21 protein-coding genes and 2 pseudogenes are annotated in these 23,740 nt (G+C 37.6%); 16 read left to right on the forward strand and 7 right to left on the reverse strand.

Annotated elements, in window-relative coordinates:
- Window positions 1-82 precede the first annotated feature (82 nt).
- Together nrdE and nrdH are read right to left on the reverse strand one after the other, a co-directional pair.
- A complete protein-coding gene (gene nrdE / locus ANG_RS04020) occupies window positions 83-2,242 on the reverse strand; it encodes a class 1b ribonucleoside-diphosphate reductase subunit alpha (protein ID WP_003036220.1) in 2,160 nt (719 codons plus the stop codon).
- A gap of 255 nt (window positions 2,243-2,497) precedes the next feature.
- Window positions 2,498-2,716: a glutaredoxin-like protein NrdH gene (nrdH, locus tag ANG_RS04025; RefSeq protein WP_003023812.1), complete on the reverse strand. Its 219-nt coding sequence runs from the start codon at window positions 2,714-2,716 to the stop codon at window positions 2,498-2,500.
- A 397-nt stretch (window positions 2,717-3,113) separates the two neighbouring features.
- Between nrdH and ANG_RS04030 the strand changes: the two genes are divergently transcribed.
- From ANG_RS04030 to ANG_RS04110, 16 genes and pseudogenes are all read left to right on the forward strand, one after another.
- The gene (locus ANG_RS04030) at window positions 3,114-3,377 is read left to right on the forward strand and encodes a phosphocarrier protein HPr (protein WP_003023815.1); all 264 of its coding nucleotides are present in this window, start codon (window positions 3,114-3,116) and stop codon (window positions 3,375-3,377) included.
- A gap of 1 nt (window position 3,378) precedes the next feature.
- Entirely contained in the window at window positions 3,379-5,112 is a 1,734-nt protein-coding gene (gene ptsP / locus ANG_RS04035; RefSeq protein WP_003036105.1) for a phosphoenolpyruvate--protein phosphotransferase, read from the forward strand.
- Window positions 5,113-5,262: 150 nt separating this feature from the next.
- The gene (gene uvrC, locus ANG_RS04040; RefSeq protein ID WP_003035989.1) at window positions 5,263-7,062 is read left to right on the forward strand and encodes an excinuclease ABC subunit UvrC; all 1,800 of its coding nucleotides are present in this window, start codon (window positions 5,263-5,265) and stop codon (window positions 7,060-7,062) included.
- 63 nt (window positions 7,063-7,125) lie between these two features.
- Window positions 7,126-8,133 carry a hypothetical protein gene (locus ANG_RS04045; protein WP_003036079.1) on the forward strand — a complete coding sequence of 336 codons (1,008 nt, stop codon included), beginning with the start codon at window positions 7,126-7,128 and terminating at the stop codon, window positions 8,131-8,133.
- Window positions 8,130-8,996, forward strand: coding sequence for a P-loop NTPase family protein (locus ANG_RS04050; protein WP_003036064.1), 867 nt, complete (start codon window positions 8,130-8,132; stop codon window positions 8,994-8,996). Before ANG_RS04045 ends, ANG_RS04050 begins: the two co-directional genes overlap by 4 nt.
- A 228-nt stretch (window positions 8,997-9,224) precedes the next feature.
- Entirely contained in the window at window positions 9,225-9,860 is a 636-nt protein-coding gene (locus tag ANG_RS04055) for an AAA family ATPase (RefSeq protein ID WP_003036196.1), read from the forward strand.
- Window positions 9,861-9,964: 104 nt separating this feature from the next.
- Window positions 9,965-10,570: a nitroreductase family protein gene (locus ANG_RS04060; RefSeq protein ID WP_025271684.1), complete on the forward strand. Its 606-nt coding sequence runs from the start codon at window positions 9,965-9,967 to the stop codon at window positions 10,568-10,570.
- Window positions 10,571-10,589: 19 nt separating this feature from the next.
- Entirely contained in the window at window positions 10,590-11,990 is a 1,401-nt protein-coding gene (gene pepV / locus ANG_RS04065; RefSeq protein WP_003035938.1) for a dipeptidase PepV, read from the forward strand.
- Between the two features lie 55 nt (window positions 11,991-12,045).
- Entirely contained in the window at window positions 12,046-12,903 is an 858-nt protein-coding gene (locus ANG_RS04070) for an SDR family oxidoreductase (RefSeq protein WP_003036207.1), read from the forward strand.
- Between the two features lie 9 nt (window positions 12,904-12,912).
- A complete protein-coding gene (locus ANG_RS04075; protein ID WP_003035890.1) occupies window positions 12,913-13,494 on the forward strand; it encodes a uracil-DNA glycosylase family protein in 582 nt (193 codons plus the stop codon).
- Window positions 13,495-13,735: 241 nt separating this feature from the next.
- Entirely contained in the window at window positions 13,736-14,188 is a 453-nt protein-coding gene (locus ANG_RS04080; RefSeq protein ID WP_003036053.1) for a MarR family winged helix-turn-helix transcriptional regulator, read from the forward strand.
- Entirely contained in the window at window positions 14,185-15,717 is a 1,533-nt protein-coding gene (locus ANG_RS04085) for an ABC transporter permease/substrate-binding protein (RefSeq protein ID WP_003035902.1), read from the forward strand. Before ANG_RS04080 ends, ANG_RS04085 begins: the two co-directional genes overlap by 4 nt.
- Window positions 15,714-16,433, forward strand: a complete 720-nt coding sequence (locus ANG_RS04090) for an ATP-binding cassette domain-containing protein (protein WP_003035986.1) — start codon at window positions 15,714-15,716, stop codon at window positions 16,431-16,433. Before ANG_RS04085 ends, ANG_RS04090 begins: the two co-directional genes overlap by 4 nt.
- 11 nt (window positions 16,434-16,444) lie before the next feature.
- Window positions 16,445-17,410, forward strand: a pseudogene (locus ANG_RS04100) (zinc-binding dehydrogenase).
- A 105-nt stretch (window positions 17,411-17,515) separates the two neighbouring features.
- The gene (gene ldcB / locus ANG_RS04105) at window positions 17,516-18,214 is read left to right on the forward strand and encodes an LD-carboxypeptidase LdcB/DacB (protein WP_003036135.1); all 699 of its coding nucleotides are present in this window, start codon (window positions 17,516-17,518) and stop codon (window positions 18,212-18,214) included.
- 25 nt (window positions 18,215-18,239) lie between these two features.
- Window positions 18,240-18,530 (forward strand): AraC family ligand binding domain-containing protein, encoded by a 291-nt coding sequence (locus ANG_RS04110; RefSeq protein WP_003036230.1) that lies wholly within the window; start codon window positions 18,240-18,242, stop codon window positions 18,528-18,530.
- Between the two features lie 781 nt (window positions 18,531-19,311).
- Here the strand turns inward: ANG_RS04110 and ANG_RS04115 are convergent.
- From ANG_RS04115 to ANG_RS04135, 5 genes and pseudogenes are all read right to left on the reverse strand, one after another.
- Window positions 19,312-19,770 (reverse strand): hypothetical protein, encoded by a 459-nt coding sequence (locus tag ANG_RS04115; RefSeq protein WP_003035880.1) that lies wholly within the window; start codon window positions 19,768-19,770, stop codon window positions 19,312-19,314.
- 164 nt (window positions 19,771-19,934) lie between these two features.
- Window positions 19,935-21,176, reverse strand: a pseudogene (mobV, locus tag ANG_RS04120) (MobV family relaxase).
- A 317-nt stretch (window positions 21,177-21,493) separates the two neighbouring features.
- Window positions 21,494-21,895 carry a hypothetical protein gene (locus ANG_RS04125; protein WP_001220478.1) on the reverse strand — a complete coding sequence of 134 codons (402 nt, stop codon included), beginning with the start codon at window positions 21,893-21,895 and terminating at the stop codon, window positions 21,494-21,496.
- Between the two features lie 35 nt (window positions 21,896-21,930).
- Window positions 21,931-22,806 (reverse strand): hypothetical protein, encoded by an 876-nt coding sequence (locus ANG_RS04130; RefSeq protein ID WP_003035943.1) that lies wholly within the window; start codon window positions 22,804-22,806, stop codon window positions 21,931-21,933.
- A gap of 288 nt (window positions 22,807-23,094) precedes the next feature.
- Window positions 23,095-23,739, reverse strand: coding sequence for a hypothetical protein (locus ANG_RS04135; protein WP_025271685.1), 645 nt, complete (start codon window positions 23,737-23,739; stop codon window positions 23,095-23,097).
- Between the last annotated feature and the right edge of the window lies 1 nt (window position 23,740).

The raw sequence follows: 23,740 nt of genomic DNA on the forward strand, positions 1-23,740 counted from the left end.
AAAATTGTTCTGAAAGGCTTTTAGAAACTTTATATAGTACAGAAAAATCTCGCTTCATAGCAGTTGTTGTACTAATATAATATTAAATCACGCAGCTCTCACACTGATTCGCTCCAACTTCGCCGCCATCATCTGTAAAGGTGCGGACATAGTAGATTGATTTAATGCCCTTGTTAAAGGCATAGTTGCGCAGGATAGACAGGTCGCGCGTGGTTTGTTTGCTTTCAGTTTTCCATTCGTAGAGTCCCTGTGGAATGTCGCTACGCATAAAGAGGGTCAGAGATAATCCTTGATCCACGTGCTCAGTCGCTGCTGCATAGACATCAATGACCTTGCGCATGTCCATATCATAAGCGCTGGTGTAGTAAGGAATCGTCTCAGTTGATAGACCAGCTGCTGGATAGTAGATTTTTCCAATTTTCTTTTCTTGGCGTTCTTCGATGCGTTGCGTAATAGGGTGGATAGAAGCAGATACATCATTGATATAGCTGATAGAGCCATTCGGTGCAACAGCTAAGCGATTTTGGTGATAAAGACCGTCTGTCATGACTTTTTCGCGTAGCTCAGTCCAATCTTTAGCAGAAGGGATAAAGATATTTTCAAAGAGTTTTTTAACTCGGTCAGATTTCGGTACAAATTCACCAGTCACATATTTGTCGAAGTATAAACCATTTGCATAATCAGACTTTTCAAAGTTGTGGAAGGTCATACCACGCTCGCGGGCAATATTATTGGATTCAACAAGGGTCCAATAATTCATGAGCATAAAGTAAATACTAGTAAACTCAACAGATTCAGCTGAACCATATTCAATCAACTGTTGAGCCAGATAACTGTGTAAGCCCATGGCTCCTAGCCCAAAAGTATGAGCTAAGCTATTGCCATGATCAATAGTCGGAACGGCTTTGATGTGAGAGCTATCTGTAACAAACGTTAGCGCCCGCGTCATGGTACGGATAGACTTACCGAAATCTGGTGAAGTCATCATATTGACTACATTGGTCGACCCAAGATTGCAAGAAACATCCGTTCCTAAACGAACGAATTCTTGAGCGTCATTCAAGAGACTTGGTTCTTGGACTTGCAGGATTTCGGAGCAGAGATTGCTCATGATAATCTTGCCGTCTACTGGATTAGCACGATTAGCAGTATCGATATTAACTACATAAGGATAGCCAGATTCCTGCTGCAACTTGGAAATCTCAGTTTCTAAATCACGAGCTTTAATCTTTGTTTTGTTAATCTTAGGATTGGCAACCAATTCGTCGTATTTTTCAGTAATATCAATATAGGCAAATGGAACGCCATATTCCCGTTCGATAGAGTAAGGGCTAAAGAGATACATATCTTCGTTCTTTCGAGCCAATTCATAAAATTTATCTGGAATGACAACGCCCAAAGAAAGGGTTTTTACCCGTACTTTTTCATCAGCATTCTCTTTCTTAGTTGAAAGAAAAGCGATAATATCTGGGTGAAAGACATTAAGATAAACAACACCAGCTCCCTGACGTTGGCCTAATTGATTAGAGTACGAAAAACTGTCTTCAAAGAGCTTCATAACTGGTACCACACCAGAAGCAGCTCCTTCATAACCTTTGATAGGGGCACCCGCTTCCCGCAGGTTACTGAGGGAAATTCCAACGCCACCGCCAATCCGAGATAGCTGCAGAGCAGAGTTAATGGAGCGGCCGATAGAGTTCATATCATCTGTTACTTGGATGAGGAAGCAAGAAACTAGTTCACCGCGACGGGCACGTCCTGCATTGAGGAAGCTTGGTGTAGCCGGTTGATAGCGCTGGTGAATAATTTCATTGGCAATATCCTTGGCGATTGCTTCATTACCGTTGGCAAAATAGAGCGCGTTAAATAGAACACGATCTTCCATGCTTTCAAGGTAATACTCGCCGTCATTTGTTTTGAGAGCGTATTGATTGTAGAATTTATAAGCTGCCATGAAAGATTTAAAGTGGAAATCTTGCTCATGAATGAAGGAAGCTAGCTCTTCGATGTATTCAGGTGAATAAAGCTGGATGAATTCTTTTTCTAAATAGTTTTCTTGAATTAAATAGTGAATTTTTTCTGTGATAGAAGAGAATTTTTTCGTATTTGGTTCAACATTTTCTTTAAAGAATGCTTCCAAGGCTTCCTTATCTTTGTGAAGCATAATCTGTCCGTTGATTGGACGGTTGATTTCGTTATTCAGACGGAAATACGTCACGTCTTCGAGTTGTTTAAGTCCCATATTGTTCCTTTTCTAAATGTTAGGCTTGATATTTGGCAAAAGAAAGAGGGGTGGGCAAGAACTAAAAATTGAAAATTTTAGTTCGTAGTCTCACCCCACAAAATTACTCAACAGTTTTGAAAGTTGTTGAGGTGGTGAACGAAGAAAATAAAGTTTTCATCAAAGGTACTCTTCCGAGTATAAAAAGTGAACGGAGAAGGTCTTGTCTAGTTATCGCAGTTTTAACCATTTCTCCCATTAGGTACATGTCATAAATTATGATAATTTTTTCAATTTACCTGGTTGAAAACCGGAAAATGCTTCCGTTGGAGTTTGAACGACTGGAGCAGCATTAAAGCCTAAGCTTTTCACATGATCGATGTATTCAGGCTGTTCGTCCAAATTGATTTCACGATATTCTACATGGTTAGTGTCTAAGAAGCGTTTTGTCATTTTACATTGAACACAATTATTTTTTGAGTAAATAGTTACCATAATGAACTCCTAATTTCTTTAAATTCAGTATGGAATTAGTATATCCAAAGCAGGGAATTTTGTCAACTATTATGTTCTAAATATTGTGTTTTGTTTTGGGGTTTTAAATACCATGATACTAGATATAGTGTTTTCTTGGAAAAAGAAAAAGATAGAATGAACTCCTGTTTTGGGCTTCGTTAGACTAAGCTTTCCTTAGGGAACAATGGATTAAAAATGTGTCAATCAATTGGACAGTGAAAATCTCGTTTTAATGAAATTTCAGTAATTCTCATAAAAAAGACTTGCTGAATACACATAAAATTCTTGAAAAAATTTTACAAAGATGTTATAATCTAGAATTGTAAGGGTTATCACATGAGACCCCAAAAAGATTACATTAAAGGAGAGTCAAACTATGGCTTCTAAAGATTTCCACATTGTGGCAGAAACAGGTATTCACGCACGTCCAGCAACTTTGTTAGTTCAAACTGCTAGCAAATTTGCTTCAGATATTACTCTTGAATACAAAGGTAAATCAGTAAACCTCAAATCAATCATGGGTGTTATGAGCCTTGGTGTTGGTCAAGGGGCTGATGTAACAATTACTGCAGAAGGTGCAGACGCTGATGATGCAATTGTAGCAATCGCAGAAACAATGACAAAAGAAGGATTGGCTTAACATGACAGAAATGCTAAAAGGAATTGCAGCATCTGATGGTGTTGCTGTTGCTAAGGCATATCTACTTGTTCAACCGGATTTATCATTTGAGACTGCTTCAGTCGAAGATACAAATGCAGAAGAGGCTCGTTTGGATGTAGCTCTTGAAGCTTCACAGAACGAGCTTTCTGTTATCCGTGAGAAAGCAGTAGAAAGCCTTGGAGAAGAAGCAGCTCAAGTATTTGATGCTCACTTAATGGTACTTTCTGACCCAGAAATGATTGGTCAGATTAAAGAAACAATTCGTGCAAAAAAAGTGAATGCTGAAGCAGGTCTGAAAGAAGTAACAGACATGTTCATCACTCTCTTTGAAAATATGGAAGATAATCCATACATGCAAGAACGTGCGGCAGATATTCGCGACGTGACCAAACGTGTGTTGGCTCACTTGCTTGGTGTACGCTTGCCAAACCCTGCTATGATCAATGAAGAAGTGGTTGTGATTGCCCATGACTTGACTCCTTCTGATACCGCTCAATTAGATAAAAACTTTGTTAAAGCTTTTGTAACCAATATTGGTGGACGTACAAGTCACTCAGCTATTATGGCTCGTACTCTTGAAATTGCTGCGGTTCTTGGAACAAATAACATTACCGAATTAGTAAAAGACGGTGATACAGTTGCTGTGAATGGAATTACTGGTGAGGTTATTATCAATCCAACAGAAGAACAAGTTGCAACCTTTAAAGCAGCGGGTGAAGCCTATGCAAAACAAAAAGCTGAATGGGATTTGCTGAAAGATGCTGAAACAGTAACAGCTGACGGAAAACATTTTGAACTGGCTGCAAACATCGGTACACCAAAAGATGTTGAAGGTGTCAACGCTAATGGCGCTGAAGCTGTCGGACTTTACCGTACTGAGTTTCTTTATATGGATTCGCAAGATTTCCCAACAGAAGATGAGCAATATGAAGCTTACAAAGCTGTCTTGGAAGGAATGAATGGCAAACCAGTTGTTGTCCGTACAATGGACATCGGTGGCGACAAAGAACTTCCTTACTTTGATTTACCAAAAGAAATGAATCCATTCCTTGGATTCCGTGCTCTTCGTATTTCTATTTCTGAAACAGGCAATGCAATGTTCCGCACACAATTACGTGCACTGTTGCGTGCATCTGTGCATGGACAATTGCGTATCATGTTCCCAATGGTTGCTTTGTTGACTGAATTCCGTGCAGCAAAGGGCATTTTAGAAGAAGAAAAAGCTAAATTGCTTGCAGAAGGTGTGGCAGTTGCGGACAATATTCAAGTTGGTATCATGATTGAAATTCCAGCGGCAGCAATGCTCGCTGACCAATTTGCAAAAGAAGTTGACTTCTTCTCAATTGGTACCAATGACTTGATTCAATACACAATGGCTGCTGACCGTATGAATGAACAAGTATCCTATCTTTACCAACCATACAATCCTTCTATCCTTCGCTTAGTGGATCGAGTGGTCAAAGCTGCTCACGCTGAAGGTAAGTGGGCTGGTATGTGTGGTGAAATGGCAGGCGATCAAACTGCTGTTCCACTTCTAGTTGGTATCGGTTTGGATGAGTTCTCAATGAGTGCAACATCTGTTCTTCGTACACGTAGCTTGATGAAGAAATTGGATACGAAGAAGATGCAAGAACTCGCTCAACGTGCTCTTACAGAATGTGCAACGATGGAAGAAGTTCTTGAACTTGAAAAAGAATATCTTGATTTTGAATAATATCGAAACGGAAACCATTGTCAATTAAGACAATTGGAATTTCAGTTATTGAAAGAGGGCGTTGTTGTCCTCTTTTTTACATTGCAGATAATTTAGGTTTTCCATGCTCCTTTTTACTTCCTTTTAGCTAATTTTGCTATAATAATAATTATGAATAACTTGATTCAATCAAAATTAGAATTGCTGCCGACTAGTCCCGGTTGCTATATTCATAAAGATAAAAATGGTACCATTATTTACGTAGGTAAGGCTAAGAATTTGCGCAATCGGGTGCGCTCTTATTTTCGTGGGAGTCATGATACTAAGACTGAAGCGCTGGTGTCTGAGATTGAGGATTTTGAGTTTATTGTCACGGAGTCTAATATTGAAGCCCTGTTGCTTGAAATCAATCTGATTAAGGAAAATCAGCCTAAGTACAACATCATGCTCAAGGATGATAAGTCCTACCCTTTTATCAAAATTACCAATGAGAAATATCCACGTCTAATTATTACGCGTCAGGTCAAGAAAGACGGTGGCTTGTATTTTGGTCCTTATCCTGATGTAGGTGCTGCCAATGAAATTAAGCGTCTGCTGGATCGAATTTTCCCTTTTCGCAAGTGTACCAATCCGCCTGAGAAGGTTTGTTTCTACTACCACATCGGACAGTGCCGAGCTCACACTATTTGCCATAATGAGCAGCATTTTTTTCAAAATATGGCTCAGGAAGTAGCAGATTTCCTCAAAGGTCATGATAATAAGATTATTGATGAATTGAAAGGAAAAATGACTAGTGCTGCTGAAAAGATGGAATTTGAAAAAGCGGCTGAATACCGAGATTTGCTTCAAAGTATTGCGACACTTCGCACCAAGCAACGAGTGATGGCGAAGGATTTGCAGAATCGGGATGTCTTTGGCTATTATGTGGACAAAGGATGGATGTGCGTACAGGTTTTCTTTGTCCGTCAAGGAAAACTCATTGAGCGAGACGTGAATATGTTTCCTTATTACAATGATCCCGATGAGGATTTTCTGACCTATATTGGTCAATTTTATCAGAATAAATCTCATCTGGTGCCCAATGAAATTTTGATTCCGTCTGATATTGATGAGGAATCAGTACGGGCTGTGGTGGATACAAAAATTCTTAAGCCTCAACGAGGAGAAAAGAAACAGCTGGTCAATCTAGCAATTAAGAATGCTCAAGTTAGTTTACAGCAGAAGTTTGACTTATTAGAGAAATCTGTTGAAAAAACGCAAGGAGCAATTGAAAATCTAGGCCGGCTCCTCAATATTCCCACTCCAGTTCGGATTGAGTCGTTTGATAATTCCAATATTATGGGAACTAGTCCTGTTTCAGCTATGGTGGTTTTTATCAATGGCAAACCCAGCAAAAAAGATTATCGCAAGTATAAGATTAAGACAGTTGTCGGTCCTGATGACTATGCTAGTATGCGAGAAGTGATTAAGCGCCGTTACAGTCGGGTTATGCGAGATGGTTTAATACCGCCTGATCTTATTGTCATTGATGGTGGTCAGGGGCAAGTCAATATTGCTAAAGACGTTATTCAAAATCAATTAGGGTTAGATATTCCTATCGCTGGTTTGCAAAAGAACGACAAGCACCAGACGCATGAATTACTCTTTGGCGATCCTTTGAAAGTAGTTGAGTTATCTCGCAATTCGCAGGAATTTTTCCTCCTCCAACGTATTCAGGATGAAGTTCACCGCTTTGCCATTACCTTCCATCGCCAGCTTCGCTCAAAAAACTCCTTTTCATCGCAATTGGATGGTATTGAGGGGCTAGGACTCAAGCGCAAGCAAAATCTGATGCGACACTTTAAATCATTGACCAACATCAAAAAAGCCAGCGTGGATGAAATTGTCGAAGTGGGTGTCCCGAGAAAAGTAGCGGAGGCTGTGCAGAGAAAACTCAATCCTGCAGAATCTCAGGCAGAGTTAAAAGACTGAGGGTGAATTCACTACCAATGCAAGGTCGCGTTAGCGACCTTTTGTGGTATAATTGGGAGACTAGTGGAAAATAATGAGGTGCTTGTTGTGATACCAATAGAAAAATCGAATCCAGTTGCTGTTGAAAAGATTTGCTTGGAATTATATAAGAAAATGAATTTTTCTAAGTACAAAGATTTTAAGAGGGATTTGAAAGAATGGGTACAGAAAAATATTCCCGAACTTGGAAGTGAAGATGATGTATTTATAAAGATTATGACTGCAGATTATCACCTTTTACAAAAGTATAAAGATATTGGTAAGTCAGAAAATTTCTCAAAAAAAGAAGAAAAAATATCAAAGTATTTGATACAATCGTACGGTAAAATTGATTCTGAGTTCCGTAAAAAAATCATTGATTTAAAGAATATTACGGTATGTCCATATTGTAACCGTAATTATATAAATTCGATTTATAAAAGTATTCATTGTAGCCAATGTAATCAAAATTTCTTTATCCTTGATGAAGCTGATAAAAAATGTCCTACATGTAAACGGAAGAGTAGGAAAAAAGGAAAACCGATTAATACAGCACAATTGGATCATTTTTTTCCTAAAAATAAGTACCCACTTTTTGCAGTGTCCTTTTATAACCTGATACCTAGTTGTTATAGCTGTAATCATGTTAAGTTGGAAAAAGAATTAAAATATAGTCCGTATAATACGAATTTTCGATTTGATGATGTAAAATTTACCTACATACCTAAAGCTATTGATGACCTTGAAATTAAAATTTCTTCTCAATATTCAGGATTTAATCAATCTATAAAAGATTTAGGGATTGAAGAGTTGTACCAAAGTCACATTGATGTAATCGATGAATTATTGTGGAAGAAAGAAGTATATACAAATGAGTATAAGCAAGGCTTATCAGCTATTTTGGATAATACTGATTTGAAATTAACAAATCATGAAATCGATAGATTTATAACTGGATTCTATATCAATAAAGAAGACTATGGGAAGCGTCCACTCTCAAAAATGGTTGCAGATATTAGTAGAGAAATTGGACTGATAGGAGGAGAGCAATGAAATTAATTGCTTTGGTTATTAAGCAGTATGATAAACTTTTTAAAGAACAAATTTTTAATTTTTCAGACGAATATAAAGTTAATTTTGATTTTGAAACGAATGAATTAAAAATTGACGAAAATCCAGATTATATTGAAAATTTTTATGGAGAGTCTATTTATAATATAACTCCAATAGTTGGTATAAATGGCAGTGGAAAATCAACTTTATTGGAATTAATAAGGGATTTAGGAAAAAACTCAGCTTCTCATTTAGAAAATAATAATTCCTGTTTTAAAGTATTTAAAAAAGATAATGAAAAATTCAAAGTCAAACAATATAATATGACTGTACGAGAGAATGAGAACTTTGAAATTAATGGCGATGATGGATTACCTCAAGAAATAAATGTGAACACTGTAATAAGTTTCTTTAATTTGCACAAGCAATCTTTTGGAGGTGGATCTGGGTTGGTAGATAATAATACCGTAGGAATGGAAGCTAATTGGTCTCCGTTAGAAAATTATTATAGAGTCTATTCTGAGTTTTATAGTAAAGAAATTTTTTCTGATTTTAAATTTAAAATTTCATTAACTAGATCCTATTTTTCTCCTGATTCATTAACTCAAGCTCTCGATAATAAGAAAGAACTTATTAAAGAAGTTTGTTTAACCTTAATTACAAATATTAGAGATAAAATATTTGGCACACTAGGGGAGACTAATAAAGAAAAAGGTGAAAGTCTTGCTGGATTAGATTCAATATTGGCACAAATTGCTGATTATAAATCTGAAGATAAAGATGATTGGGAATCAGATATTAAATTTTATGAAAATAAAATGAAGGACTTAGATGATGCATTTTATTTATTGAAAGAAGGGTAGTATGATGTAAGTTTTTTTGAAGTTTTTCAGAGGATTTCTAGCGTTTTATTCCTTTTTAAGAACTATATTATAGGCATAGAAAACGAAAAAATAATAGTAGAGTTTCCACGAAGTTTATCACAAAATCAAAATTTTTTAAAAATTTGTAAAAAATTTGATTCACTTTGTGAATTTTTAAATAGGTACTCATATCTGGGATTAAGTATTTTAAATTTTGATTCTTTCTGTATGTCAGCAGGTGAAATAAATTTCATCAGATTGTTTTCAAATACCCTGTTTTCTCAACAACAGTTTAATGATATCAAAGACTATATTTTTTTAATTGATGAAATAGAAATGGGAATGCATTTAGAATGGTCTCGAAAATTAATTGATAACTTTATTGAGTTCTTGAAAAGAAAAAGACAGCGAGAAGATGTAAGTTTACAGCTTGTCTTCACAACTCACTCTCCCTACATGCTTTCGGATATTAAACCAGGCAATGTAATTATGCTTGAAAAGAATCAAAAAACTGGCTATTCAGAAGTTGAGATTTTAGAAAATACTTTTGCTAAGAACATTCAAGAAATCATGAAGGAAAATTTGATTGATAACATTTATGGTGATTTTGCCTTAGCAAAGATTAATTCTATGATTGATAGACTAAACGGAGAAGAGAAACAGGAAGGAAACGAAGACGAGAAACTCTTAAAAGAAATTTATTTGATCAGCGAGCCTATTCTTCGTAATAAATTATTAGAGATGTATGATAAAAAGTATAAGACAGTGGAGTCCAGCATTGATAAGCAATTGAATCAACTTAATCTTGATGCTAAACAACGTACGGAGGTTAGAAAAATGATTGAAGAGAATAATAAAAAATAGAGTTAGAGCAGTAGGATTTTGTTGGAGTATTTTACTCAAACCTCTGCAAGCTCTTTCAATTTATGGTAAAATGAAATTAGTATAATAAGAAAAGGAAAGTCCTTATGAAATTTCTTGAATTAAATAAAAAGCGTCATGCAACGAAGCATTTCAGTGATAAAGCAGTTGATCCGAAAGATGTGCGGACGGCGATTGAAATTGCAACTTTAGCGCCAAGTGCTCACAATAGCCAGCCTTGGAAATTTGTAGTTGTGCGTGAGAAAAATGCAGAGTTGGCTGAGATTGCTTTCGGTGCAAACAAAGACCAAATCACAGAAGCACCTGTGACGATTGCTCTCTTTACAGATACAGACTTGGTGCAGCGCGCTCGTAAGATTGCTCGTACTGCTGGTATAAAAAATATGTCTGAAGAAAAATTGCAATATTACATGCAAAATCTTCCGACTCAGTACAGTCATTACACCGAACAGCAAAAGAGTGATTATTTAGCTCTCAATGCTGGATTGGTAGCTATGAATTTAGTGTTGGCTTTGACTGACCAAGGAATTGGTTCCAACGTTATCCTTGGATTTGATAAGTCGAAAGTCAATCAAGTGCTAGATATTGATGAACGCTTCCGTCCAGAACTTTTAATTACTGTTGGTTACACAGACGACAAACTGGAGCCAAGTTATCGTTTGCCAGTGGATGAGATTATTGAAAAACGTTGATAGAAAGGAATCTGATTTTATGATGATTGATTTTAAAGCAGAAGTTGAAAAACGTCGCGATGCTCTGTTGAATGACTTGTTTAGCCTTTTGGAAATTAACTCTGAGCGAGATGACACGAAAGCAGATAAAGAACATCCTTTTGGGCCTGGACCTGTTAAGGCTTTGGAAAAATTCTTAGAATTAGCTGCGCGTGATAGTTATTCAACGAAGAATGTGGACAATTATGCAGGGCATTTTGAATATGGCGAAGGAGCTGAAGTTCTTGGAATTTTTGCACACATGGATGTGGTACCGGCTGGAAGCGGTTGGGATACAGATCCTTATACACCAACAATTAAAGATGGAAAACTCTATGCGCGTGGTGCGAGTGATGACAAAGGGCCAACGATGGCTTGCTATTATGGACTGAAAATTATCAAAGAATTAGGCTTGCCGACATCTAAGAAGGTTCGTTTTGTAGTTGGTACAGATGAGGAATCCGGCTGGGCTGATATGGACTATTATTTCAAACACGTTGGTCTGCCAGAGCCAGACTTTGGCTTTTCGCCAGATGCAGAATTTCCGATTATCAATGGTGAAAAAGGAAACATCACTGAATATCTTCATTTTGCAGGGGAAAATGGCGGAGCTGCGCGCTTGCATAGCTTTACTGGCGGACTTCGTGAAAATATGGTTCCTGAATCTGCAACAGCAGTGGTATCAGGAAATGTGCCAAATCTTGTAGATAAATTGAACGAATTTGCAAAAGAACACGGACTTCGATTTGAATACCAAGAATTACCGAGTGGTCAAATAACAATTACGATTGTTGGGAAATCCGCTCACGGAGCATCTCCACAATCCGGTGTCAATGGCGCGACTTATCTGGCGAAATTCTTGACCCAGTTTGATTTTGCAGATTCTGCTAAAGACTATCTTGAAGTGGCTGGAAACATTCTTTTAGAAGACCATGCAGGAAAAGCTTTAAAAGTGGATTATGTAGATGAAAAAATGGGTGCTCTTTCTATGAATGCTGGGGTTTTCCGCTTCGATGAAGCAAGCAACGACAACACCATTGCTCTTAATTTCCGTTATCCACAAGGAACCAATCCAGAAATGATCAAATCTAAATTGGAAAACTTGCCAGTAGAAAAGGTGACATTGTCCGAGCACGAGCATGTTCCCCACTATGTTCCAATGGAAGATCCGCTTGTGAAGACACTTTTAGATGTGTATGAAAAGCAAACAGGTCTGAAAGGTTATGAGCAAATCATTGGTGGAGGAACGTTTGGTCGTCTCTTGAAACGCGGTGTTGCTTATGGTGCTATGTTCCCAGGCTATACAGATACCATGCACCAAGCAAATGAATTTATAGAGGTAGAAGATCTTTTCCGTGCAGCAGCTATTTATGCTGAAGCAATTTATGAACTGATTAAATAAAACAGGTAAACTCAGCTAGAAATAGTTGAGTTTCTTTCAAAGAAAGAGAACAATTATGATTTACACAATTACGAGTGCGACAGGTCAATTGGGGCAAAAGGTTGTTGCTGAGGCACGAAAACATTTAAATTCTAATGAAATTCGGCTATCTGTTCGAAGTCCCAAAAAAGCAAGTCAATATGTAACAGCAGGGATTGATGTTAGAGCAGCTGATTATTTAGATGTGGATTCTATGGTCGAGGCTTGGCGTGGAACGGATGTTTTGATTTACATTCCAAGTATTTCCCATCCAAGCATTGTGCGTGTGCCAGAATTTGAAAATTCGGTCATTGCAGCAGAAAGAGCTGGAGTTAAGCACTTTATCTTTGTTGGATTTTTCGCCGATCAAGTCAATAGTCCATTTCACATGGCAGCTTTCTTTGCTTATGCCAATACTCGTCTAGCGTCGGCTGGATTTTCTTACAGCATTATCAAAAATGCTATGTATGCTGATCCATTGGTGCCTTATTTACCTGAGTTAATAGAGCGCAAGGCTGTTATTTATCCAATGGGAAATGCCAAAATGAGCTTTGTTTCGCGGGAAGATAGTGCAGAAGCTATTGTCAAACTGGCTATGTTACCTGCCTTACAGGGAAAGACGTATGTTTTGACTCAAGAACGCAATTACACAATGTTGGAGCTGGCTAATCTTTTGTCCGAGGTTTCTGGTCACGAGATTGGCTACCAACCAGTGACGGTTGAGGAATTTGCTGCCCTTTATGATCAACCAAAAGGTTTCGGTGTTGTGCTGGCTTCTCTTTATCAAGCTGGAAGTCAAGGCTGTCTGGATATTGTGACAGATGATTTTCGGACAATCACAGGACGGCAGGCAACTGATTTGAAAAGCTATATGAAGAAGAATTATCAAAAATAGAGGCAAGAAATGGAAACGCTAGAAGACATTAAGAAAGCTATTATGGCTGATTCACAAAATCAAGCATATACAAAGCGAGGAATTGAGCCACTTTTTGCAGCGCCTAAAACGGCACGTATCAATATTGTCGGTCAAGCACCGGGCATCAAAGCGCAGGAAACGCGCTTGTACTGGAATGATAAGAGCGGTGATCGCTTGCGTGAATGGATGGGGGTTGACTATGATACTTTTTATCATTCAGGTTATTTTGCTGCGATTCCAATGGACTTTTATTTCCCAGGTCATGGAAAGTCAGGGGATTTACCGCCGCGCAAGGGCTTTGCTGAAAAATGGCATCAGCCGATTTTAGACTTGCTACCAGATCTTGAATTGACCATTCTAATTGGTCAGTATGCTCAAAAATACTACCTTCATCAAAAAGGAACTGTAAAACTAACTGATACAGTAAAACATTATCAAGATTACCTGCCAGAATTTTTCCCGCTTGTCCACCCCTCACCGCGAAATCAAATTTGGATGGCTAAGAATCTTTGGTTTGCAGAAACCGTAATTCCTGATTTAAGGGAACGAGTACAAAAGATTATTTCATAGTGTGGAACAAAAGTTAATCATTTAAAAGTTTTTGATTTTGTTGCTCCACAGTGGTTCATTAGTACGGAAGCGCCTAATGAATTTCTCCAAACCGCTGCGCTTTGCAAACATAATGCATAAATGATAGAAGCTAGGAACTTTTCTTCCAGCTTCTTTTTTAAAACAAAATCTTTGACAAAGAAGGTTCTATATAGTAGAATAAGCATAAACTTCTATATCGTATATTTTAGAAAGAAGAAAAATGAGTAAAAAAGTAATCAATGGTGGGTTTTACATCGGGAAAATTCATCGTTTGTCCAATCGACTGATGAATCACATTTTATTAGAACGAGGAATTCAAGCCTTTAATGGAGAGCAGGGACGTATTTTACATGCGCTTTGGAAAAAAGATTATCAGAGTCAAACGGAGCTGTCAGAGCAGACCGGCTTGATGCTGAACACACTTACTAAAATGATTGACAGAATGATTAGCATGAACCTTGTGGAGCGGTGCTCTCATGAAAAAGATAAGCGAAAAAAGATGATTTGCTTGACAGATTATGCCAAAGGATTGAAAAAGGAATATGATGCCATTTCGGATAAAATCATTGAAATCTTTTACAGCGGATTTTCTGACCTAGAAATTGATGAATTTGAGACTTATTTGGAGCGTATCGTGGCAAATTTAACCAAGCCAAGAAAGGATGAAGCATGAACGAGTTAATCAAATTAGTTACCAATCAATGGCAGTTTCTATTTAGTCTGGTGTGGGATCATATCTGGATATCGGGCTTGTCTATCTTGCTTGCTTTAATTTTGGGAGTTGGGCTTGGAATTTTCATCAGTTTCAAAAAAAGCTGGGCTGGTGTCGTTATCGGAATAGTGAATATTCTTTATACAATTCCCTCTATTGCCCTTTTAGGGATTTTGATTTCAATTACAGGAATTGGTAACAAGACAGCAATTGTAGCTTTAACCTTGTATGCACTGTTACCCATGGTACGGAGCACTTATACAGGGATTACAGGTGTTGATCCACTTCTCGTTGAAGCAGCAGAAGGAATGGGTTCTACTCGCAAGCAGATTTTAACCAAGGTTCAATTGCCACTTGCCTTTCCGGTCATGATGTCTGGGTTTCGCAATATGGTGACGATGACCATTGCACTAGCCGGGATTGCCTCTTTCGTCGGTGCTGGCGGTCTGGGGGTTGCAATCTACCGTGGGATTACGACTAATAACCAAACCCTAACTTTGGTCGGAAGTGTTTTAGTAGCTTTGTTGGCGCTGGTCTTTGATTTTCTCCTTTCTTTGGTCGAAAAATCAATCTTAAACCATAAAAAAGTATCCAAAAAATGGCTGTCTATTGTAGGCTTCATAGCTCTATTGGCGGCAGGAACAATCGCATTTTTCCAAATGAATCCAATGGGTGGAACGGTCAAAATTGCGACCAAGCCACAGACAGAAAACTATATCTTAGGGGAAATGCAAAAGCAAGTTATTGAAGAAGACACCAATCTGAAGGTCAAAATGACCAAAGGTGTTGGTGGTGGTACCTCAAATATTCATCCAGCAATGGTTAAAGGTGAATTTGATATTTATGCTGAATACACCGGTACAATTTGGGAAGTTATTCTGAAGAAATCAGGCTCGTATGATGAAAGTCAGTTTAAGACGCTTGAAAGTCAATACCGCAAGAAATATCAACTTGCATGGGCAAATACATTTGGCTTTAATAACACATATGGTTTAGCTATTCGCAAGGATGTAGCAGAAAAATATAATATTAAAACCTTTAGTGATTTAGCCAAAGCTAGTCCTCATTTAACTTTTGGTGCGGAGTATGATTTCTTTGGTCGTGAAGACGGTTTTGCACGTTTGCAATCTACCTATGGTATGAAGTTCAAGTCTCAAGTGGACATGGATAGCGGATTGAAATATCAGGCTATCAAATCCAGAAAAGTTGATGCGATTGATATTTTTACCACAGATGGACAGCTTTATGGTGCCAATCTAGTGGTTTTGAAAGATGATAAAAAAATCTATCCTTCTTATCAGGCAGGAACAGTTGTTCGAGAAGCCACTCTAAAAAAATACCCACAATTGAAAAAAGCATTGGCAAAATTAGACGGTATTTTAACAGATAGTAAAATGGCAGAATTGAACCACAAAGTAGAAAACGACAAAGAAGAGCCGGCTAAAGTTGCTCATGACTATCTTGTAGAGAAAGGAATTTTGAAGAAATGATTGAATATAAAAATGTCAGTAAATCATATGGAAATCAAGACATTATTAAACAATTGGATTTGAAAATTGAAGACGGTGCCTTTCTGACGATTGTAGGAACTTCTGGTTCAGGCAAAACGACATTGTTAAAGATGATAAATGGTTTGGTCAAGCCGAATCAAGGGCAAATCCTTATCAATGGTCAAGATGTGCAGGACACGGATTTGATTGAATTGCGGCGAAACATCGGTTATTCGATTCAAGGAAATGGGCTTTTTCCGCATTTGACAGTTGCCGAGAATATCGCTTATGTGTTGAATTTACAAAAGAAAAATCAAGTGGAAATAGAGAGAGTTGTAGATGAAAAGTTAGCCATGCTTGGTTTGGATACCCAGCTAAAAAATCGCTATCCAGCAGCTTTGTCTGGTGGGCAGGCGCAACGAGTGGGGATTGCCCGTGCACTAGCTGCAACGCCTAATATTTTGCTAATGGATGAGCCGTTTGGAGCAGTGGATGCTATTACGCGCTATCAGTTACAGCGTGAATTAAAGTTACTGCATGAAGAAACCGGAATTACAGTTGTGTTTATCACACACGATATAGCAGAAGCTTTGAAACTAGGTACGAAAATCCTCGTTTTAGATAAGGGAGAAATCCAGCAATATGGCACGCCGCAGGAAATAAAAATGCAGCCTGCAAATGATTTTGTCAAAAAATTACTAGAATTAGCAAGCTAAGGAGAAGTTCTATGAATCAAAAAATGAAAGCCATGGTGATTTATGAGCCTGGTGGTCCAGAAAAATTTGTTCTAGAAGAACGAGAAATCCCGAATGTAAAAGAAGGATGATCTTAGTCAAAGCCAAGGGTTTTGGTATCAATCATTCAGAAATTGTCACTCGGAAAGGTCTATCTCCAATTGTTCAATTCCCACGCATTTTGGGGATTGAGTGTGTAGGACAAGTGGTTGAAACGACAAGGGCAGATTTACAACCTGGACAAAAAAATTGTTTCCATCATGGGTGAAATGGGACGTGCCTTTGACGGTTCTTATGCTGAATATGCTCTACTTCCAAATGAGCAGATTTATCCCGTAGATAGCCAATTACCTTGGTCTGAGTTAGCAGCAGTTCCAGAGACCTATTATACCGCTTTTGGCTCCTTCAAAAATCTGCAGATAAAAGAAGGGGATTCAATCTTAGTCCGAGCTGCGACAAGTGGCGTTGGATTAGCTTTCTTAAAATTGGTAAAGGCGCAATTCCCACAGAATCGTGTAGTTGGCGCAGTTCGTTCTCTTGCTAAAAAAGATTTGCTTCAACATCAAGGCTTTGATGAGATTATTTTAGATGAAAAAGGAGTTTTGCAAACCGAGGAAAAGTTTGATAAAATCCTTGAATTAGTCAGTCCGGCTACTTTAAAAAATTCATTTGACCATATTCAAAGTGCAGGAATTATCTGTAATACTGGTCAATTAGGTGGCAAATGGTATGTAGAGGAGTTTGACCCAATCGTAGAAATAAAAAATAATAGTTTTTTGACGAGCTTTTATTCAGGCAATGTGAGCCAGCAGCTTATTGATGAACTTTTTAGCTATATTGATGCTTACCAAATAAATGTATCTCCTCAACGAGTCTTTTCATTAGAACAAATCCCAGTAGCCCATTCTTATATCGAAAGTCAAGTGGGATTTGGTAAAATGGTCGTCTTAAATGATTAACTAGAAAAATGAAAAGTGTGCAAATTGCATGCTTTTTTGAATTGACAGACAGTATATCTACGCTTATAATGAAAATTAGAAAATTCTATAAATGAGGCAATACAGATGAAAAAAAGGATTGGGATTTTATTAGTAGCGAGTTTGTTTCTTTTGACAGCTTGTGGGGGAAAGAAAACGAATGTGGAAACGAAACAAGAAGGAAAAGCAACGTCTGCAAAAGTTGCGTCCTCTGAGCAAGCAAAGAAAAAAGCAAAAGTTCATTATAATGGCTCTTGCTATAGTGTAAAAGGAAAATACGATGAAATTGTCATCGCAAATAAACATTATCCATTATCTTCAGATTACAATCCCGGTGAAAATCCTACTGCTAAAGCAAAATTGCTGGAGTTGATTGCGACCATGCAAAGTGAAGGCTATCCTATCAGTCATCAATATAGCGGTTTCCGTAGTTATCAAACGCAGGTTACTCTTTATCAAAATTATGTCAATCAAGACGGGAAAGAAGCAGCAGATCGTTATTCTGCCCGACCTGGCTATAGTGAACACCAAACAGGCTTGGCATTTGACTTGATTGGCACAGACGGAAATCTAGTAACAGAAGAAAAGGCAAGTCGATGGCTTTTGAAACATGCAGCTGAATATGGATTTGTCGTGCGCTATCTAAATGGTAAAGAAGACAAAACTGGATATATGCCAGAGCAATGGCATCTGCGTTATGTTGGGAAAGAAGCAAAAGAGATTGCGGATTCAGGACTATCTTTAGAAGAGTATTTCGGCTTTTCCGGGGGAGATTATAAGGATTAAAGTTGAACACAAGGAGACAATACACATGAAAATATACACAATGAACCCTACTATTGATGTCGTGGAAACACCTGTTGAAGAAACTAGCCGCATCATCCGTCACCTTCACTTAGGAGAAGGAAAAACGATTCCTGAACACAAGGCTGATGCTTTGGTGACTGTTGTCTGTCTAGAGGGAAAGGTTGATTTTACAGCATCTGGTCAAACAGTCCAACTCGTTCCCGAAAGTTTTTTAACCATGGAACCCAATGAGCCTCATAGTTTATATGGTGTGAAAGATAGCCATGTATTGGTTATTCAACAATTAAAATACTGAATGCAAAAAAAAGAGTAAAAACTTGGAAGTCATGCTGTCGTAGATTCCAAGTTTTTTTGATTATATAAAAAACCTTTCCCAAAATTGGAAAAGGCTTATTATCAACATTCTTTGTAATGTAAACACGATTTTTATTTGAGACCGTATTTTACAAAGATATACTCTATAGTCCTTAAATCCTTATTAAATCAACGTTTCTAAAGGGGATATAGCTGTAAAATATTATATATATACCGTATTGTTAAACCAAGACGGTACCAAAAAGGTACCAAAAATTAAGGTTTCGGAGCTTATAAAATAATTAAAGTTGTCTCAAGTATTTGGGCTTTTTTTATTGACTTTTTTTGTAATGAATGAGATAATAAGAACACGAAGAAGTATCTCATAGATACACCAAACCCCCGAGGACGGCCAGGTCTCTCGAGGGTTTTTTTGTGGTGTTTTGGGCTAGCCTTAGCGTTTGTCCTCGTCATCTAGCCACTTGATGAGATAGTGAGCCAGTATCTCAACCGTGATTCCGAGTAAGAGCTCGAAGAAGTAACTCATAGAACAACACCTCCTTTCGCATTAATTTGCGGAAGGTAGCTTCAGCAATTTGTATTATATCACAATAAAAGACTCTAAACTAGAGCCTTTTATAATTTATCTTAAAAATCGCCGTAGCGCTTTAGTTGACTGACGTACTGAGCGATCAAGAAAGCGTAATGCAGAAAATGCAAGCATCCAACCAAATAGTGTTTTTCTCATAGCGTTACCTCCTCACTAAATAGTATACCACAGCTTATTTTTTAGCTGCGATTCCCTCGACGGTCTTCTTTTTGAAAAAATCGATTTTTTCAATCGGAGTCATATTGCGATATGTTTTGATAAAATCACGATAAATCAGGTACTTTTTATCAGGGTCAAGTAAGTCATTAAAGAGTTTAATAACTCCAGTTTTAAAGCTATCAATATCCTCAATAACAAGAAGAATATAAGGCGATTTTTGTATTAGATGGATGTCATAGTTATCCTTGAGACGAATTTCTAAAACATTGATGGCCAGGGCATTTGACCAAAACGATTCTCCTTGTTCATCTGAAGTAAAATAAGGCTCAATAATGCTGAGTGGATAGGCTGATGGTATATAGTTTCCAGTGATTTCTTTAAAAACTGACTGTAGGAAACCCAGTAATATTTTTCCGGAAAATGTACCGGGTTGTTTAATTTTGTGTACTAAAGGTTTGTTAATATTGTTCATCTTTTTCTCCTTGTTCATTTATTCCATGGTTCTCTTGACAACAAGTAACCTAGTCTTTTTTAGCCTTTGGCAATCGGTCGTCAGCTTTTCAGCCTGACGACTCGACTGTCTTTAGTCTAAATTCGACTAGCTTGTTATCAAGAGACTTTCACGGCATAAAGTGCTTAAAATATATTTTTTTCAATCATATTTTTAACACTTCGAGCGACTGATATGATGGTTATTCTTGGTGGACGTATTTGATTTATGACATGTAACATTCTGCTGAATTCTTTAGGGTGCATGTATTTTCTTGCTGTCTTTCGCCAAAGTGCAAGTTTTTTATTTACAGAATTTAATTGCTCACCCAATCGTTTTACACTTTCATTGAGTTTTTTATTTGCGTGTTTTAGGTTATCGACTTCTGATTTTAGTGTACGATTTTCAGACAATATATGATCACTCTTCATAAGTTTTTTAGCTAAGTTATTCTGTTTAGAAAGTGATTGCTGTAATTGCTGTTCAAGGTTGCTGTTTTCATGCCTTAGCCTATTATTATTCAGGGCATGTTGGGAGACTGTATGAAAGAGTCTGTCATAGGTTGCTTTATCCATTTTTAGTTTTCCGTCAAATGTACGTCTGACTAATTTGTCTTTTTTCATTTCTTCAATCTGTAGTGGTTGAATAGACTCCAAAACAGCTATATCATCTAGTAAAGCATCTTTCTCTTTTTCGTGTTGCTTGATTTTTTCAGTAGCTTGCTTTTCCTGTTTTTCTAGTTGCTTTAGTTTTTCGGTTTTATCAACTATCTTTTTATCAGTATCATCTAGTAAGCGTTACTTTTCTTTAAATTCTGCTGTTTCGAGGTGTTTCTTCTTGCTATCAGATTCCCCACGTTGCAAATTATATCCGTGTTTGTTCAGGTATCTAGGAAATGCTTCCTGGATCTCTTTCAGTTGGTCACGACTGCCAAATAATGACTTAGAGCTTAACTTGCCATTTTGCATAGGTACAAGTCCTAAGTGCATATGTGGCGTACTCTCGTCAAGATGTACCATAGCATAAGCGATATTACTATTACCATATCTTTCAGCAAAGAAATTTTTTGCTGTTTCAAAAAAATTCTTAATCTGATCTGGACTCATATTTTCAAAAAATGCCTTATCTGATGTAATAATCCATTCATTACACAAAACGGCATCTTTACGTAGAGCACGTTTGGAAATTTTATTATCGTTGATGTATTGTTTAATCTGCCTATCGTATGGGATAGAGCGGTCACGGTCGGTTAATTCATAGTTTAGGTGAGTTTTTTCTGGGTCAATATCCTTGTTCGAGTGATTTTCAAAAATTCGTTCATTGTGACGATAGGCACCACCAAGATTTCCAGATTTCATTTTTTGCATCCTAGCTACTGCGTAACTCATAGCTTGTTCTCCTTTCTCGGCTCAAAGGGTCGCCGAGCTGGTGGCGGAAGATTGCCACCAGGACTAAGTGACCCATAGGGTAGATTTTTTCCTGAAGGATCGGCACGACTTCCATGTAAAGTGTAACGCACTACACTTTACTCCGTAAATGTGCGTTCTCCGAAGGGTCTTGCAGACGGCACATCGCTCCGAATACAGGAGCGACATCGAACCACCTCTCGAGCCACAAGAGGAGTTTCGACTATACTCGCCGAAGCGAGTAGGGCACTCTATCAGTGCCCCAGGGTCGGATGCTTCGCATTGTCCGACAAATGCCGTCAGAAGACGGCAAAGGCTAAAGCTACAAGGAAAGCTATAGATACAGTAGTGAGTGCAATCATTAAGTAAAATCGATGTTGTTCCAATCGTTCAGCATAATCTGCCCAAGCTTTTAAATTTTGTTGCTCACTCTTCCTATAGCCTTTCAATAGTTGCAAATCTTGTTCTAGTTGTTTGCCTTGTTCTTTAGCCTCCTCTAATTCTTTCTCAAGTTTAATCACATCATTTTCAAAATGATAATCTTCAAGTATTCTAATGCCTATTAAATCAAGGTTTTCAACCTTTTGGTTGTCTAGGTATAAATGACCTTTCAACCTCTCTTTATATTTTGGAGATCGTATCCGTTTATAGATGGATTGACTACTAACTCCCAGGCTATCAGCGTAGTCTTTTATTCTCATTTTAGGTCTCGTAACTCCTTGTTAATACTGGATTTTCAACCAAATGGTTGAAAGCTATTTTTTGTTTCTCTTCCCCCATAATAAGCAAGCTGTTTTTCTAATATTGGTCGTTCATGTTTTAATAAATCTTTCATCAATTTCAGATAGTCAATATCAGATGTTTTATAGGTCTGTAAAAGTTTCTTGTATTTTGTACGTGTGTTTTTACTGACTTTGTTCCAGATTCCTTTATCACGAGTAAGGGCAAGTAAGTAAAGTTGAGCCTCTATGCCTAAACCTTCAAAGTTAAACGGTTTAAAGATAACAGAGTCAATGACTTCAAATATTTCTTCAACCGAGCGACTGTGGAGCTGAAATTCTAAGCGCCACCAATGCTGGAACTGCTGGGCAAATTGCTTGTCTTCATCAGAGCCATTTTCTAATTGTTCAACTTTTTTGTTATAGAGTCTGATTTGCTTTTCTGACCTGGAGGCGCCTAGATATTTAGTTTCTAGTTTTCCATTCTGGTCTCTCCATTCTTTGGTAGCAGTAGGGCGGCCTTTCTTTTCAAGAATAAACTCACTACAATCAACTTCAAATATATCAAAAGCTAAATCGACTCGAGAGATTGCAATATCTTCAAGATATGGTATAATTGTATCTAAGATATTAATATCAATCTGTCGGAGTTTATTGGGGTTAAACTCTATCCTGAAAGGGCGAGCATTAAAGGCTTGTCCTTTTAATTTGTCGTAGTCTAGGAGGAGTCTAACGTGCCTTCCGTCCCGAGTGATTGCTCTAAACATATCAGTCATTGCAGTCTGGACGATAATGGCTATATGACTTTCTATCAAACTTTTGAGATCAAGGAGTTTGATAGGTTTGATATAAGCTGTAATAGTGATGTTGTCCAAGCTAACTTTTAATTCCAAATCAACCTACTTTCTTGTAGAGGTCGCCTATCGGCGCCTCTTTTTTGTCTGCGCAAAGACCTCCGTAAAATGACATTCTTGGGGGAGCAACCCCAAGCCGACTTCGTCGGACCATTTTCATTTTGCTACGGTCAAACTTGCCAAAAAATGGGTGCAGTAAAATCCCACGAAATGGGAACATAGCGGGCTGTTAGAGGAGCCCGCGTTATAAATTTTGAGAAAGCTCAAAAATTTAGTCTCAAAATATCATTTTCAAAATATTTTCATAGTTGTTTTCGCTATTATTTTTTAGTAAGTTGCTTGTAAATCCGAAATAGATTTTTTGAAAAAATCTTCTCGGTCAACCAAAAATATCTTTTGGATTTTTTCGATGATGTCATCAGGTGGTACTTGCTTGTTTTTCTTGTAGCTAAAGAAACGGTCTTTAGCTTTTTTGATTTCTCCTAAATCATCTGACTCGTCAGCAAACAACAACTCATTCAATTCAAACCAACGTAGTTCAGATTGTTTGCGGAGTATTTCAAAATTTCTCCAGAATGTCCGACCTTCATCTAACTGATCCATCTTTCTCATCAGTTGAATTCTTTCGATTTTTCGATATTCTTTCGGCAAAAGTACCGTCACATACTCAGGAGACATGTTTGAATAGATAACCTCTTCTGTTACAACAATGGGAAGCTTTAGGGAACTATCAACATCTTTCAAAATCTTTCGAACAAATTGACTAAGGGTAATTTGTGTATTCAACTTATACTTCAACATCTTAGTGCTTAGTAGTTCAAAGATATCAGTTGACCTAAAAAGCCATTCCATCAGTGTTTTAGTATCTATATCTTTGCTTGAAAATACTTGATAATCAAGATGATAGCTGTCCAATCGTGATTGGATGGCTTGATTAAGTGCATTATCTTTCCCAAAATAAATCTTTATCATT

The sequence above is a fragment of the Streptococcus anginosus subsp. whileyi MAS624 genome (assembly GCF_000478925.1).
GTDB classification, from domain to species: Bacteria; Bacillota; Bacilli; order Lactobacillales; family Streptococcaceae; genus Streptococcus; species Streptococcus whileyi.

What these genes read in the sequence shown, in the direction of transcription:
- nrdE (WP_003036220.1), bottom strand. Translation starts at nt 2,242, where the DNA reads ATGGGACTTAAACAACTCGAAGACGTGACGTATTTCCGTCTGAATAAC.
- nrdH (WP_003023812.1), bottom strand. Translation starts at nt 2,716, where the DNA reads ATGGTAACTATTTACTCAAAAAATAATTGTGTTCAATGTAAAATGACA.
- ANG_RS04030 (WP_003023815.1), top strand. Translation starts at nt 3,114, where the DNA reads ATGGCTTCTAAAGATTTCCACATTGTGGCAGAAACAGGTATTCACGCA.
- ptsP (WP_003036105.1), top strand. Translation starts at nt 3,379, where the DNA reads ATGACAGAAATGCTAAAAGGAATTGCAGCATCTGATGGTGTTGCTGTT.
- uvrC (WP_003035989.1), top strand. Translation starts at nt 5,263, where the DNA reads ATGAATAACTTGATTCAATCAAAATTAGAATTGCTGCCGACTAGTCCC.
- ANG_RS04050 (WP_003036064.1), top strand. Translation starts at nt 8,130, where the DNA reads ATGAAATTAATTGCTTTGGTTATTAAGCAGTATGATAAACTTTTTAAA.
- ANG_RS04055 (WP_003036196.1), top strand. Translation starts at nt 9,225, where the DNA reads ATGTCAGCAGGTGAAATAAATTTCATCAGATTGTTTTCAAATACCCTG.
- ANG_RS04060 (WP_025271684.1), top strand. Translation starts at nt 9,965, where the DNA reads ATGAAATTTCTTGAATTAAATAAAAAGCGTCATGCAACGAAGCATTTC.
- pepV (WP_003035938.1), top strand. Translation starts at nt 10,590, where the DNA reads ATGATGATTGATTTTAAAGCAGAAGTTGAAAAACGTCGCGATGCTCTG.
- ANG_RS04070 (WP_003036207.1), top strand. Translation starts at nt 12,046, where the DNA reads ATGATTTACACAATTACGAGTGCGACAGGTCAATTGGGGCAAAAGGTT.
- ANG_RS04075 (WP_003035890.1), top strand. Translation starts at nt 12,913, where the DNA reads ATGGAAACGCTAGAAGACATTAAGAAAGCTATTATGGCTGATTCACAA.
- ANG_RS04080 (WP_003036053.1), top strand. Translation starts at nt 13,736, where the DNA reads ATGAGTAAAAAAGTAATCAATGGTGGGTTTTACATCGGGAAAATTCAT.
- ANG_RS04085 (WP_003035902.1), top strand. Translation starts at nt 14,185, where the DNA reads ATGAACGAGTTAATCAAATTAGTTACCAATCAATGGCAGTTTCTATTT.
- ANG_RS04090 (WP_003035986.1), top strand. Translation starts at nt 15,714, where the DNA reads ATGATTGAATATAAAAATGTCAGTAAATCATATGGAAATCAAGACATT.
- ldcB (WP_003036135.1), top strand. Translation starts at nt 17,516, where the DNA reads ATGAAAAAAAGGATTGGGATTTTATTAGTAGCGAGTTTGTTTCTTTTG.
- ANG_RS04110 (WP_003036230.1), top strand. Translation starts at nt 18,240, where the DNA reads ATGAAAATATACACAATGAACCCTACTATTGATGTCGTGGAAACACCT.
- ANG_RS04115 (WP_003035880.1), bottom strand. Translation starts at nt 19,770, where the DNA reads ATGAACAATATTAACAAACCTTTAGTACACAAAATTAAACAACCCGGT.
- ANG_RS04125 (WP_001220478.1), bottom strand. Translation starts at nt 21,895, where the DNA reads ATGAGAATAAAAGACTACGCTGATAGCCTGGGAGTTAGTAGTCAATCC.
- ANG_RS04135 (WP_025271685.1), bottom strand. Translation starts at nt 23,739, where the DNA reads ATGATAAAGATTTATTTTGGGAAAGATAATGCACTTAATCAAGCCATC.